The organism is Pseudolabrys sp. (assembly GCF_050250095.1).
GTDB lineage: Bacteria > Pseudomonadota > Alphaproteobacteria > Rhizobiales > Xanthobacteraceae > Pseudolabrys.
Map to the genome: position 1 here is coordinate 50,578 of NZ_JBFWPH010000006.1, position 13,165 is coordinate 63,742.

Below are 13,165 nucleotides of genomic sequence, written 5' to 3' on the forward strand. Positions count from 1 at the left end.
GGAATCGAAAAGGGCGGCCTTGCGGGCCGCCCTTTTTGTTTGTGCGCCGTAAGGGCGAGAGAATTATTCGTCGTCGCCGGCCTTCGCGAGCGTCTGCCCGATGGAGTTGAAGCGCGCTTTCTGCTCGTTCGACAGCGAGGCGTAGAATTCCTCGAGCGGCGTCTTCACTTCGTTGGCGGCGTCGCGCATCGCCTGCAGGCGCTTCTCCATGAGTGCGAGACGGCCGGTCGGTGTCTGCGGCACATCCTGCGGGCAGGCCTCCTGCAGAATCGACACTGCCTTCACGGTGGAGTCCTCGAGTTTCCGTAACGGCGCTTCCTGCGCTTCGGTCGGCTTCACCGTATCCTCGATCTCCTCGATCGGCAGGTTGGCGAGGCCGGGTTTCGGCTCCGCGCAGCTCTTGCCGGTCGCCGCGGCAGCCTGCCGGACCTCGTCGCTGCTTTTGCCGTCCTTCGGGCCGATCCGGTTGAAGCGGGCCTTCTGCTCGTCGTTCAGCGAGTCATAGAACGCCTCGAGCGCCGGCCGCACCGTGCGCACCGCTTCGAGCGTGGCGTCGAGCCGCGCCGTCATGATGCCGAGACGGCCGGGCGGCGTGAGCGGGAAGGCGGCCTCCGTCGGACAAGTCTCCTTGAAGGCCGCGGCCGACTCGGCGGCAGCCTTGCGCACATCTCCGAGCAACGTCGTCTGCTCGGCGTTGAGACCGATGCGCCCGATCTCGGCGAACGGCCAGGCGGTGATGCCGTTGCCCGGCTGCTTGCAGACGCTCTGCACCGCCGCATAGGTCACGCGGGGCGCTGTGCGCGCGCTGCGCACCGGGGGCGGGTCGGCATAGACATAGTCGTCCGGCGGGCCGGCTTCGCCCCAGAACAGTCCGTCGATGAAGTCGTCATAGGCGTAGTACCAGTAGCCGTCGTCGTAACCGCCCGGCCAGAACGAGTAGTAGAAGATGTCGCTGTAGGCGTAGGGCCAGAACACCGGGCCGTACCACGGCACGAAGGCGGCGCGCAGACCTTGCCGCCACGCGCGGCGGGCGGCCCAGCGTTCCGCGCGTGCCCGGTAGATGCCGGCGTCGCGGTTGGCCGACGCCATCGCGATGTTGGATTGCAGCGCGGCGGCGAAACGGCCCTGCCGCGCGGCCTGCCGCGAGATTCGCGCCTGCCCGTTGCGGCGGATGTCGTCGCGGCGCGCGGCCCGGCTCTGGTTCGTCAGCGCATTGCCGCGCGCGATGTTGTCACCGGCGTTGCGCTGTTGCAGGCGGTTCTCCCGCGCCTGCCGCCGCTGCTCCGCGCGCGTCTCGCGGGCCTGACGGATATCGTCGCGCCGATGGGCGCGCTGCGCCGCCGGCACGGCCCGCAGGTCGCGATCCTCACGCCGGCGCTGTGCGCGTTCCTCACGGCGCTCGCGCAAACGCTCGGTGCGTTCGGTGCGGCGTTGCTGCGGCGTCAGCGTCGCGCGGTTCGGCGTTTGCGCAGGCTGTTGCGCCGCGCCTGCCTTGACGCGCTCTTTGGCCCGTTCCTCGCGGGCGTTGCGAATGTCCTCGCGGCGCTGCGCGCGCTGGGCCGGCGGCAGCCGGCGCAGTTCGCGGTTTTCCCGGGCGCGCTGCGCGCGCTCCTGCACGCGCTGCTGCGCGGGATTGATCTGCCTCGCCGCGGCTGGCGCCTGCCGGTTTGGTGAAACGATTGCGGCCGGCGGTTGCCGCCGCGGCGGCGCGGCTTGCCGTTGCGGCCGCGGACGCGCCGGGGCCGCGCGCTGGATATTGTGAGGACGCGGCGCGGCGCGCGGCGCCGCCGCTCGCGGCGCTGCTCTCGGTGCAGCCCTTGGCGCGGCGAGGTTCGGCGCAGGTCGCGGCGCGGCGGCTCGCGGTGCCGCTCTTGGCGCTGCTCTTGGTGCAGCGCGCGGCGCAGGCTTCGCGGCGGGCGCAGCCTTCTTCTGCGGCACCAGGTTTTGAGCGCCGGCCGGTGTGGCGAGCGAGATTGCGGTCAGCGGCAGGCCGGCCGCGACCAGAACGGAGAGAGCGGCCAGACTGGCTGAAAAGCCACCGGACATCTTGAGCATGACGTCGTCCTCCAAACGCTGCGCGCGCGGGCGACAGCCGATCCCCTCTCGCTCAAGTTTGGTGAGGATTTTGAGCGGCGCGTGTCGGCGCTGTGGTCGAAATGTGAAACCGTCTCGCCTTCGCGGTTGCGAAGCCGCTCCGGTGCAGCGCGCAAACCTCACGGGCGGCCCGGACTGTGCCGGGCCGCCCGTGAGGTTTGCGCTCGCGATGGCGTTTAAGCCGCGACCGCCGTGCAGGCGAAGCAAATCTGCTCGACGTGACGGTGGTCGGTGCCGCAACAGCCGCCAAGGATGTTGATGTGCGGCTGCCTGCGGCGCAGGTCCGCATACCGCTTGCCGAGGTCGACAGGATCGCCGGCGTCGAGATCGGTCGCCGCGTCAAGTTCCGCATGGCTCCGGCAGGAAGCATTGGCGCGCAATCCGCGCAGGCGGTTCAACCACCGGCCGCCCTTGGCGATATGCGCCTCGAAATGCGTCGGGTGCGCGCAGTTGAGCATGTAGTAGGCGGGGGCCGCGCCGGTCTCCATGTCGGTCTGTTCGATCGCTTCGCGCAGCGTCTGCCCGGTCGGCAGACGGCCGTCGGTCTCGACCGTAAAGGAGATGACGACCGGCATTTCCGCCGCGCTTGCCGCGCGCGCGATGCCGATGGCTTCCTCGGCATAATTGAGCGTGAAGGCGCTGACCATGTCGGCGGCGGTGTCGGCAAAGGTCGCGATCTGCTCGCCGTGGTAGTCCGCGGCTTCCGCCGCGCTCATCAGCTTGCCCGGCACGTAGCCGTCGCCGCGCGGGCCGATATTTCCGGAGATCGGCATGGGCGAGGCCGGAGTTTCGAATTCGGCCCGCAGGTTCAGCATCAGCTCGATCGCCTTACGGTTGACGCCGGCAAGGCGCAGGCCGGAATAGCTAATCCGCCCGGCCCAGTCGCGGTTGGCGCGCCAGGTCGGACTTTCGAGCACGAAGCCGAGGCCGGCGGTGGCTGCCATTTTGCAGTAGCGACGATAATAATCGCGGAGGTGGCGGTGGCCGCGTTCGTCGTCGAGCAGCGGGAAAGCCATGAACAGCGGCAGTTCCAGACCTTCATGGAAGATGAGCGTGGTTTCCATGCCGCCGTCGGTGAGGAAAATCTTGCTCGCGGTTTGCGGCAGGCGCGCGCGATACATTGGTTTTGACATCGGTGTGGTCCTTAATGCGGTGCTGGACTTCGGGGACCGCGACGGGCCGCGGCGATGCGCGCGGAGATAGGGCAGGCGGCGGGGGGCGACTAGCCGACTGATGGTGCAGCGGCGCGCGAAAAATTCGCAGAACAATTCAATGCGTTACGCAAAGGAAGGGCGCGACATGCCGTCCGTCGGGGCCGAACTTGACTCATGGTACAGTGCCCCATGCACGAGACGACGTCGCGAGAAGCCGCGCCGCGCAGGGACACCCGCGAGCGCATCCTGGAAGTGGCGGAAGCGGCCGTGCTCGCCAAAGGCTTCGCCGCGACCTCGATCGATGAAGTGATCGCCGCGGTCGGCATCACCAAGAGCGGGTTCTTCTATCACTTCAGGGACAAGGCCGAACTCGCCAAGGCGATGCTGCTGCGCTACCTCGATCGCGATCAGGCGCTGCTCGACGATCTGTTCAGCCGCGCCGACGAGCTCAACGAAGATCCGCTGCACGGCTTTCTCGTGGGCCTCAAGATGTTCGCCGAGATGATGGCGGACCTGCCGATGAACTATCCCGGCTGTCTCGCTGCGTCGTTCGCCTATCAGGACACGCTGTTCAACGCCGAGGTTTGCAAGCTCAATGCTGACGGGATGCTGGCATGGCGAAGGCGGTTCCGCGGCCGCTTCGATCTGATCGCGGAGAAATATCCGCCGCGCCAGGCGGTCGATTTCGATGCGCTCGCCGACATGGCGACCGCGCTGGTCGAAGGCGGCATCATTCTCGGCCGCGTCTTCAAGGACAACGACGCGCTGCCGCGGCAGATTCTGCTTTACCGCGATTTCGTGCGCGGAATTTTTCTCGGCACCAACTGACGCACCTTATTGCCGCTGAAACAGCGGGAACGGCGACTGCTGGCGCTGTTGCGGCTGACGCCGCCGCGGCTCGTTCTGCGCTTCGGCGCGCGGCGCGGCCGGCGCGGCATTGCCGCCCATGCGGCGGATCAGGTCGGAGGTCGGCCACGAGTCGGCCGGAAGGCCGAGCTTGATCTGCATTTTTTTCACCGCGCCGCGGGTCTTCTCGCCGACCTTGCCGTCGACGTCGCCGATGTCGTGGCCGTTCTTCAGCAGCAGGCGCTGAAGCTCGCGCACCTGCTGCATGTCGAGCATCTCGATGTCCGGCGAGCCGCGTGACACCGCGGGCGCGCCGTCGAGCCGGGTGGCGAAATAGGCGACGGTCGTCACATAGACCATCGACGAGTTCCAGCCCTGCAGCACGCGGAAGTTCTCGTAGGCGAGGAAGGCCGGGCCGAAGCGGCCCATCGGCAACAGCAGCGAAGCTTGCAGCTTGCCGTCCGGCAGCCGGGCATGCGCGCCGCGCACGCCCCATTTCGCCCATTGCGAGACGGGGTGCTGCACGTCGAGGCCGGCCTCCTGCCACGGCAGGCTTTGCGGGATCTTCACTTCGGTGAGCCAGGGCTCGCCGCGCTTCCAGCCGAGCGACTTCAGGAAGTTGCCGGCCGAGGCGACGGTGTCCGGCGTGCTCTTGATGAGATTGCGCCGGCCGTCGCCGTCATAGTCGACCGCACTCTTGTAGTAGTCGGACGCGGTGAATTGCATGGCGCCGAGTTCGCCGGCCCAGTCGCCGCCGAGCATGTCCTCGACGGTGAGGTCGCCTTTCTGGACGATGCGCAGCGCATCGAACAGCTGCTCGCGGAAGAATTCGCCGCGGCGGCAGTCGTAGGCCAGCGTCGCGATGGCGGTGAAGACGTTGCTCTTGCCGGTGTTCTTGCCGTAGTCGCTTTCCAAGCCCCAGAACGCGGCGAGCGGCGGCGCCGGCACGCCGAATTCCTGCTCCACCTTGTCGAACAGCGCGGCATATTTCTTCAGATGCAGGCGGCCGTTCTGCAGCCGGTGGGCGGCGACCATGCGGTCGGAGAAGGTCAGGAACGACTGGTTGAACACGCCCTGCGCGCGGTCATGCTGGATGATGCGCTGGGAGAATTTGAGATGCGGCGAGGCGGCCTCGATCACCTGCGGCGAGATGCCTTTCTCCACGGCTTCTTTCTTGAAATCGGCGAGCCAGTCGTCGAATTTCGCGGTGTTGCGGCAGGTCGCGGCGGTAGCGGGGGCGGCGAGCGCCAGCACGGCGGCCATCGCGAGTGTCGTCGTCCGGAAGCGGTGCATCGTCATCCTCATCGGGGCTGCAGCGATCGGGCGAAACTCTGCCAGCCACCCGCCGGGGGTCAAGGCCATGCGGTCGCACCTGTGGTTTGATCGCGGGTAAGATTAACGGCCCCCGCCGCCGATTTTATCGCGGCGGCTGGCACGCGCGCCGCGAATGGTCTATGCCCGCGTGCCTCCCGTGCATCGGAATGTCGCATGCAGATTCTCGTCATCGGCGCCGGCGTTGTCGGTCTCAGTGTCGCGCGCGCGGCGGCGCGCGCCGGCCATGAGACGATCGTCGCCGAAGCGGCGAACGCGATCGGCACTGGCATTTCCTCGCGCAACAGCGAAGTCATCCACGCCGGCATGTATTACCCGACCGGCAGCCTGCGGGCGCTGCACTGCGTGCGCGGCCGGCGGATGCTCTACGAGTTCTGCGCCAGCCACGGCGTTCCGCATCGCAAATGCGGCAAGCTGATCGTCGCGACGAACGACGCCGAGCTGGCGAAGATCGAAACCATCCGCAGGCAAGGCGCGATCAACGAGGTCGAGGGCCTCGCGCTGATCGACGGCGCGGCGGCGCGGGCGCTCGAAGGCGAACTGAATTGCACCGGCGCGCTGCTGTCGCCGGAAACCGGCATCATCGACGCTCATGCCTATATGCTGGCGCTGCGCGGCGACCTCGAGGACAAAGGCGGTGCCATCGCCTTCAATACGCCGGTCACGCGTGCCGAGCGGAAAGGCGCACAGTGGCAGGTGACGTTCGGCGGCGCCGATGGCGGCGTGTTCGCCTTCGACGCGGTGGTGAATTGCGCCGGGCTTGGCGCGCAAGGCGTGGCGCGGTCGATGCCGGACTATCCGAAAGAGCGCGTGCCGCGGCTGGTGCTCGCCAAGGGTAACTACTTTTCCTACACCGGGCGGCCGGTGTTCTCGCGGCTGATCTATCCGACGCCGGTTGACGGCGGCCTCGGCGTTCACGTCACGCTCGATCTTGCCGGGCGCATGCGGTTCGGCCCCGACGTCCAGTGGATCGACGAAGAGGACTACACGGTCGACCCCGCGCGGTCGGCGTCGTTCTACGAGCGCATCCGCACCTATTGGCCGAGCCTTCGCGACGGCACGCTCGCCGCCGACTATTGCGGCATCCGCCCCAAGCTGACGGGGAAGGGCGAGCCGGCCGCCGATTTCCTGATCGACGGGCCGGACGGCCACGGGCTGCCGGGGCTGGTGCAGATGTTCGGCATTGAGTCGCCGGGGCTGACCTCCTCGCTGTCGCTCGCCGAGGATGTGCTGGCGCGGCTGTCCTGAGCGGCGTTTGTGCCGCCGCGCTTTGTTGCTATCGTCACGCCGCCGAAACCTGCCGCCGCAAGACCGACCCCATGACCTCCGAAGCCGCCCGAACCAAGCGCCGCGCCTATCTCGCGCTGTTCGCCATCGAGACGCTGGCGGCTATCGTCTTCGTTACGGCGTCGGTGCCGCTCTACGGCGCGGTGATGTCGTCTTCCGGCCATCAGCTTCTCGACCTGCCGGAATCGCCGGTCATCCTGCTTGCTGCGATTGCGCTGTTTCATTGCGCCTACTGGTATCGGCTGCGCCATGTGCCGCTGGTGCTCGGCGCGCAAAACCATTTCGTCAGTCATATCGTGCTGTTCGCGGCGCGGATCAATTTCGTGTTCGGCACGGCCTTCTTCGCGCTCGTCGTGTTCCGGCATCTGCCGGGGCTCACGGAGATCGCGGACCCCGTGCTGCTGGTGCTGCGCTTCACCGGCGCGGTGGTCATCCTGTTCTCGGTGTTCTGCTATTCCGCCGAGCTTGAACGCATCGGCCTCGCGCTGCGGCCGCAGTAACGGCTATCGCGTGGGCGGCGAGGTGTTGACGAAGTTGAAGCGCGCGTTCGACGAGGCGATTTCGGTGCTGTCGGCCGCCCAGCGCTGATGGAAGTCGAGCGAACTCTGCGAGGATGAGGCCGGCGCTGCCGGCGCCTCGGGTTTTGTCGCCGTCGCGGCGGGAGGCGCCTCGGCGCGGGCCTTCAGCGCGTCGTCCGTTGCATTGACGCGACCGGTCGGGGCGGTGCTTTGCTCATGACTTGCCGCGACGTCGATCCGTTCGAGCGAGTTGCGCATTCTCTGCGAGAAGCCGGGATAGTCCTTCACCGGCGTGAAGCGGCGCTCCTCGCCGCGCGCGCCGTTGAACACCATCGCGTCGCGCCGGGTCACCACCACGTCGCCGCTGCGCAGCGTCGGGTCGTTGGCGACGGCCATCCTCGCAAGGCCGAGCGGCGACTTGCCGTTGCAGGTGCAGGCGTCGGAAATCGTCTGGCGATAGGCATAAGCCTTTGGCATGTCGGCGTAGCGCGTGCCGTCGGCGGCGACCGTCGTTTCGATGCTGCCGCTGCCGTAGAACACCTTGGTCTCGCAGGCGGGGCACAGCGAGCCGCACATCTGCTTCGGGCTTACGCCTGCGGCGCTGCGCACCGGAAAGTAGTAGCCGTCGCAGGTGCGCACGCAGTAGGCGGGCCCGCTGCGGCCGGCTTCGGTCTGTTGCTGCATCTGCGGCTGGCCGCGCATCGCGTCGCCGAGCGGCTCGATCGGGGCAATGATCGCCTTCGGCACCTGCCCGGCGCCGCGCACCGCGCGCTTCAGGCCGCCGAACAGCGCCTCGAAGAAGCCTTCCGCATGAGCCGGGGCGGGCGTTCCGAGCCCAACGACAAGAGCGCACGCCGCGAGGCCCGCGATCGTGCGCGTCCGCTTTGTCAGGCGGCGGGTTCCCAATAACGCAAACATGGGCATGCCGGCTCCGTCAGAGAGGGTTCTCTCTCAAAACGCGCCAGTCATGGGAAAGTTCAAAGACGGCCAAACCACGACGACGCGGCTTCTGCGCCGCAGAACGGCGCTTTCAGCGGGTCACGCGCGGAAGAACAGAAGCGTCACCACCACGAAGATCGGTAACAGAATGCCGCAGGACCACAGCATGTAGCCGAAGAACGACGGCATCTTGATGCCGCGGTGCCGGGCGATGGCATAGACCATGAAATTCGGCGCGTTGCCGATATAGCTGTTGGCGCCCATGTAGACCGCGCCGGTCGAGATCGCGGCAAGCGTGGCGGCAAAGGTCGTCATCAGCTTCTGCGGATCGCCGCCGGCCAGTTCGAAGAACACCAGATAGGTCGGGGCGTTGTCGAGGAACGAGGACAAGACGCCGGTGAGCCAGAAATAGGCGGCGTTGTTGTTGGTGCCGTCGGCATGGCTGACCAGCGCGACCAGCGGCGCCAGCGCGCCCTCGTGCCCGGCGCGCAGGATCGCGATCACCGGCACAATGCAGATGAAGATCGCGGCGAACAGCTTGGCGACCTCGAGGATCGGTCCCCACGAGAAGTTGTTGTGCTCGCGGAAGCTCTTCGCGGTCAACGCCAGCGAAGCGAACGTCACTGCGATGAAGATCAGGTCGCGCAGCACGTTCTGCAACTCGATGTGGCTCGACATGATGTGCAGCGACACACCGGGCTTCCAGTAGGCGCTCATCAGGATCGCGGCGATGACGACGCCGATCAGCGCGAAGTTGATCGTGCCGTGCAGCTTCAGCGGCCGATCGGGCGTCGGATCCTTGGGATGAGTCATCGGCCGTTCGCGGCGGAACAGCCAGGTGTCGAGCGCAAAGAACAGCAGCATCAGGATGCCGGCGACCACCGCCGTTTCGACCAGGATGTTCTGCAGCGTCCAGAAGAAGTCGACGCCCTTGAGGAAGCCGACGAACAGCGGCGGATCGCCGAGCGGGGTCAGCGCGCCGCCGACATTGCAGACGAGGAAGATGAAGAACACGATGACGTGCACGTTGTAGACGCGGTCGTCGTTGGCGCGGATCACCGGGCGGATCAGGATCATCGCGGCGCCGGTGGTGCCGACGAAGCTTGCGAGCACGGTGCCGATGCCGAGCAGCACCGTGTTGGTTGCCGGCGTGCCGTGCAGGTTGCCTTCGAGATAGATGCCGCCCGCGGTGGTGAACAGCGCGAGCAGCAGCAGGATGAAGGGGATGTATTCGAGCAGCAGCGTATGCGCGAGCGCGTCGCTCGCAGGCCACGCGCCGAACGAAAAATACATCGGCACCACGACGCAGGCCGCCCAGAAGGCGGCGAACTTGCCGTAATGATGCTCCCACAGATGCGGGTAAAACAGCGGGCCGGTCGCGATCGACAGCAGCAGGCCGGCGAAAGGCAGGCCCCACAGGATCGACATGGCGGCGCCGGGCAGGGCTTCGGCGGCGTGGGCCGGCGCCGGCAGCAGAAAAGCGGCGGCAGCCGCGCCGGCGGCAAGCTTCAACCCGGTTGCAGTCATTTCAGTCCCCCGCGCCAGTAACGCGGCCAAAAGTTGAGGAAGGGGTGGGCGAAGTCAAGGCCAAACGGCCGCACGCGGCACGCTGTCGCCGTCGTGCTAGGCTTCGCGCAATCGGCCGCCACGGCGGCTGCAACAGGAGGGCGTCATGGCGAACAAGTTCCTCAATCCGAAGACGATGGCTCCGCCGCCGGGCTACACCTATGTGGTCGACACGATGGGTCCCGCGCGCACGATCTACATCGCCGGCCAGCTCGGCCTCGATATCGAGAACCGGCTGGTCGGTGCGCCCGGCGATTTCGCCGCGCAGGCCGAACAGGCTTTCGTCAATCTGAAATTCGCGCTGGCAGCGGTCGGCGCGACGATGAACGACGTCGTCAAGATCAACAACTATCTCGTCGACATGACGCACATGCCGCTGTTCCGCGAGGTGCGCGACCGCCATGTCAATGTGAAGTCGCCGCCGGCAAGCACGACGGTCGGCATCTCGCAGCTGGCGCGGCCCGGCGCGCTGTTCGAAATCGAGGCCATCGCCGTCGTGCCGGCGCGCGCCGCCGCGGCCGCGTCTTCCTCGGCGTCGCGCCGCAGCAGCAAGGCCAAATCCGCCAAGGCAAAGTCCGGCAAAAAGGCCGCCAAGAAATCCGGAAAAAAGAAACGCTGAGGAATGGCGGGCCGGCCTCCTTCACGACAACCGAAACCGCGGCCGCAGCCCCGCAAGCGGGGGCTGTCGGCCTTTGCGGATTTCTTCGCGCACGAGGCGACCGGCGGCGTGGTGCTCGGCATCGCCGCGCTGGCGGCGCTGATCGTCAGCAATTCGCCGCTGCACCAGTTTTATGACGAGTTCCGCCGCATCCCCGGCACGGTCGACATCGGCGGCGTGCTGGTGCTGCGCAAGCCGCTGCTGCTGTGGGTCAACGACCTGTGGATGGCGGTGTTCTTCTTTCTCGTCGGCCTCGAGGTCAAGCGCGAGTTCGTCGAGGGCGAGCTTGCCTCGCGCCGCCAGGCGATGCTGCCGGCGGTCGCGGCGCTCGGCGGCATGGCGGCGCCGGCGGCGATCTATGCGCTGATCAATCTCGGCGACGCCACCGCGCTGCGCGGCTGGGCGATCCCGGCGGCGACCGACATCGCCTTCGCGCTCGGCATCGTGATGCTGCTCGGCTCGCGGGTGCCGGCCTCGCTCAAGGTGTTTCTCACCGCCGTCGCGATCATCGACGACCTCGGCGCCATCGTCGTCATCGCCGTCTTCTACACGGCGGATCTAGCCTTGCCGGTGCTGCTGGTCGGGCTTGCTGGCGCCGGCTGCCTGTTTGCGCTCAATCGCGCGGGCGTGCGCCGCGCCGACATCTACATCGCCGTCGGCCTCGTGATCTGGGTCTGCGTCTTGAAGTCCGGCGTCCACGCGACGCTTGCCGGCGTCATTACCGCACTGGCGATCCCGATGAAGAAGGCGGACGGCAGCCCTCTCGCCCATGCGCTGGAGCACGGGCTGCATCCCTGGGTGGCCTTCGCCATTCTGCCGATGTTCGCCTTCGCCAATGCCGGCGTGTCGCTCGCCGGCCTGACGCCGTCGAGCCTGCTTGCGCCGGTGCCGCTCGGCATCGCCGCCGGCCTCGTCGCCGGCAAGGCGGCGGGCGTGTTCGGCTCGGTGTGGCTGCTGATCCGAACCGGCCATGCCCAGATGCCGGCGGGGGCGAGCACGCGGCAGCTGTTCGGCGTCTGCGTTCTCTGCGGCATCGGCTTCACCATGAGCCTGTTCATCGGCTCGCTTGCTTTCGAGGGGCTCGATCCGGCCTACGAAACGCAGGTCAAGCTCGGCGTTCTTGCCGGTTCGATCGTCGCGGGCCTGCTCGGGGCGCTGATCCTGCAACGCGGCAGATGACGGCGGCGGGTGCTTTCAACTAAAGTGAGCCGTGGCTCCGCTTGGACGTGCGCGTGGCAATCCGCGCGCGCAGCCGTGTCTGCGTATTCGGGGGCTGAATGAAACAAGCGACCGCATTGCTGCTGGGGGCCGTGGCACTGGGCATCGCCGCCTGCGCTTCGGTTCATAATCTTCCGCTCAACCAGCCGTCCGCGTCGCCGATCGTGCAGAGCGCCGGCGCGGCCGCCGCGGCGGCGGGCGCGGATTTCGAGAAGGAGGGCGGCGCCGGCGGCACGGTGATCGGGCTCGCCTTCTCCGGCGGCGGCACCCGCGCGGCCTCGTTCGCCTTCGGCGTGCTCGACGGCCTCGCCAGGACGCCGCTGCGCGCGGGCAACAAGCAGGAAAGCGTGCTCGACCATGTCGCGCTGGTGTCGGGCGTGTCCGGCGGCTCGGTGACGGCGGCCTATTTCGGCCTGCGCGGCCGCGATGCGCTCACCGACTTCCGGCAGAAGTTCCTGACCAAGAACGTGATGGCGGCGCTCGAAACCAGCGTCAATCTCGGCACGCTGAGCCGGGCGATGGGCGGCGGCGTCAACACCGACAACCGGATGCGCGACTGGCTGAACGAGAACCTGTTCCACGACGCGACGCTCGGCCAGATGTTCGCAAGGCGGCGGCCGATCGTTCTCATCAACGCCACCGACATCTACAGCCGCTCGCCGTTTCCCTTCGTGCCGCTGTCCTTCGCGGCGGCGTGCAGCGACATCCTGAGCTATCCGCTTGCGGCGGCGGTCGCGGCCTCGTCAGCGGTGCCGGCGGCCTTCGCGCCGATCGTCATCGAATCCTACCCGGAGCGCTGCCCGACACCGCTGCCGGAATGGGTGACGCGCGCGGCGGCCGACCCGACCACCTCGCCGCAACTGCATGCCTATACCAAGGGGCTCGTCGATATCCGCAGCGGCAAGGTGAAATACGTCAAGCTGTTCGACGGCGGCCTGATCGACAATTACGGACTGAGCGCGATCACGATCATGCGCGCCGGCTCCGGCACGCCTTACGGGCCGCTGCGGCCGGAGGACGCCGTCAAGCTGCGGCGGATGCTGTTCCTCGTCGTCGATGCCGGCCGCGGGCCGGAAGGCAACTGGTCGACCACGCTCGAAGGCCCGGCCGGCAAGGAACTGGTCGGCGCGGTGGTCGACGTGCTGGTCGACGCCAACGCGCATGCAAGCTACGCCGCCTTCGAGGCGACGATGAAGAACTGGCGCGACGGCATGGTGCGCTGGCGCTGCTCGCTCAAGCCCGCCGAGGTCGCCAAGCTGCGCGGTCGCGCCGGTCCGTGGAACTGCCGCGATCTCAAGGTCGAGATCGGGCAGGTCGGGTTCTCGCAGCTCGATCCGGCGCGGGCGAAAAAGCTCAACGCGGTGCCGACCACCTTCAACCTGCCGGCGGAGTCGGTCGACGCGCTGATCGACGCCGGCCGCGATGCTGTGGTGGACAACCCGACGTTCCGGCGGTTTTTGAAGGAGATGTGATTCACATCCCGTCATGGCCGGGCTTGTCCCGGCCATCCACGTCTTAAGTATTGTCGAAGAAGAAAGGCGTGGATGCCCGGC

11 protein-coding genes are annotated in these 13,165 nt (G+C 67.5%); 6 read left to right on the forward strand and 5 right to left on the reverse strand.

Going from position 1 to position 13,165, the window contains the following annotated elements:
- Positions 1–63: 63 nt before the first annotated feature.
- The gene (locus AB7F10_RS16885; RefSeq protein WP_428563357.1) at positions 64–1,617 is read right to left on the reverse strand and encodes a Spy/CpxP family protein refolding chaperone; all 1,554 of its coding nucleotides are present in this window, start codon (positions 1,615–1,617) and stop codon (positions 64–66) included.
- Between the two features lie 653 nt (positions 1,618–2,270).
- Positions 2,271–3,227 carry a homocysteine S-methyltransferase family protein gene (locus AB7F10_RS16890; protein WP_428563355.1) on the reverse strand — a complete coding sequence of 319 codons (957 nt, stop codon included), beginning with the start codon at positions 3,225–3,227 and terminating at the stop codon, positions 2,271–2,273.
- 195 nt (positions 3,228–3,422) lie between these two features.
- Here AB7F10_RS16890 and AB7F10_RS16895 point away from each other — a divergent pair, with 195 nt between their 5' ends.
- Positions 3,423–4,076 (forward strand): TetR/AcrR family transcriptional regulator, encoded by a 654-nt coding sequence (locus tag AB7F10_RS16895; RefSeq protein ID WP_428563353.1) that lies wholly within the window; start codon positions 3,423–3,425, stop codon positions 4,074–4,076.
- Between the two features lie 6 nt (positions 4,077–4,082).
- On the opposite strand, the gene AB7F10_RS16900 is transcribed toward AB7F10_RS16895, so the two are convergent.
- A complete protein-coding gene (locus tag AB7F10_RS16900; protein ID WP_428563351.1) occupies positions 4,083–5,387 on the reverse strand; it encodes a lytic murein transglycosylase in 1,305 nt (434 codons plus the stop codon).
- Positions 5,388–5,582: 195 nt separating this feature from the next.
- On the opposite strand from AB7F10_RS16900, the gene AB7F10_RS16905 reads away from it, so the two are divergent.
- Together AB7F10_RS16905 and AB7F10_RS16910 are read left to right on the forward strand one after the other, a co-directional pair.
- Complete coding sequence (locus AB7F10_RS16905; RefSeq protein WP_428563349.1) at positions 5,583–6,674, forward strand: NAD(P)/FAD-dependent oxidoreductase; 1,092 nt, start codon at positions 5,583–5,585, stop codon at positions 6,672–6,674.
- 71 nt (positions 6,675–6,745) lie between these two features.
- Positions 6,746–7,213 (forward strand): hypothetical protein, encoded by a 468-nt coding sequence (locus AB7F10_RS16910; RefSeq protein WP_428563347.1) that lies wholly within the window; start codon positions 6,746–6,748, stop codon positions 7,211–7,213.
- Between the two features lie 3 nt (positions 7,214–7,216).
- Here AB7F10_RS16910 and AB7F10_RS16915 read toward each other — a convergent pair whose 3' ends face one another.
- Together AB7F10_RS16915 and AB7F10_RS16920 are read right to left on the reverse strand one after the other, a co-directional pair.
- Complete coding sequence (locus AB7F10_RS16915) at positions 7,217–8,155, reverse strand: DUF2865 domain-containing protein (protein ID WP_428563345.1); 939 nt, start codon at positions 8,153–8,155, stop codon at positions 7,217–7,219.
- Positions 8,156–8,269: 114 nt separating this feature from the next.
- The gene (locus tag AB7F10_RS16920; protein WP_428563343.1) at positions 8,270–9,697 is read right to left on the reverse strand and encodes a sodium:proton antiporter; all 1,428 of its coding nucleotides are present in this window, start codon (positions 9,695–9,697) and stop codon (positions 8,270–8,272) included.
- A 145-nt stretch (positions 9,698–9,842) separates the two neighbouring features.
- Between AB7F10_RS16920 and AB7F10_RS16925 the strand changes: the two genes are divergently transcribed.
- The 3 genes from AB7F10_RS16925 (at position 9,843) to AB7F10_RS16935 (ending at position 13,084) form a co-directional block, all read left to right on the forward strand.
- Complete coding sequence (locus tag AB7F10_RS16925; protein WP_428563341.1) at positions 9,843–10,355, forward strand: RidA family protein; 513 nt, start codon at positions 9,843–9,845, stop codon at positions 10,353–10,355.
- Between the two features lie 3 nt (positions 10,356–10,358).
- Positions 10,359–11,573, forward strand: coding sequence for a Na+/H+ antiporter NhaA (gene nhaA / locus AB7F10_RS16930; RefSeq protein WP_428563339.1), 1,215 nt, complete (start codon positions 10,359–10,361; stop codon positions 11,571–11,573).
- A gap of 98 nt (positions 11,574–11,671) precedes the next feature.
- Positions 11,672–13,084 carry a patatin-like phospholipase family protein gene (locus AB7F10_RS16935; RefSeq protein ID WP_428563337.1) on the forward strand — a complete coding sequence of 471 codons (1,413 nt, stop codon included), beginning with the start codon at positions 11,672–11,674 and terminating at the stop codon, positions 13,082–13,084.
- The last annotated feature ends 81 nt before the right edge of the window (positions 13,085–13,165 follow it).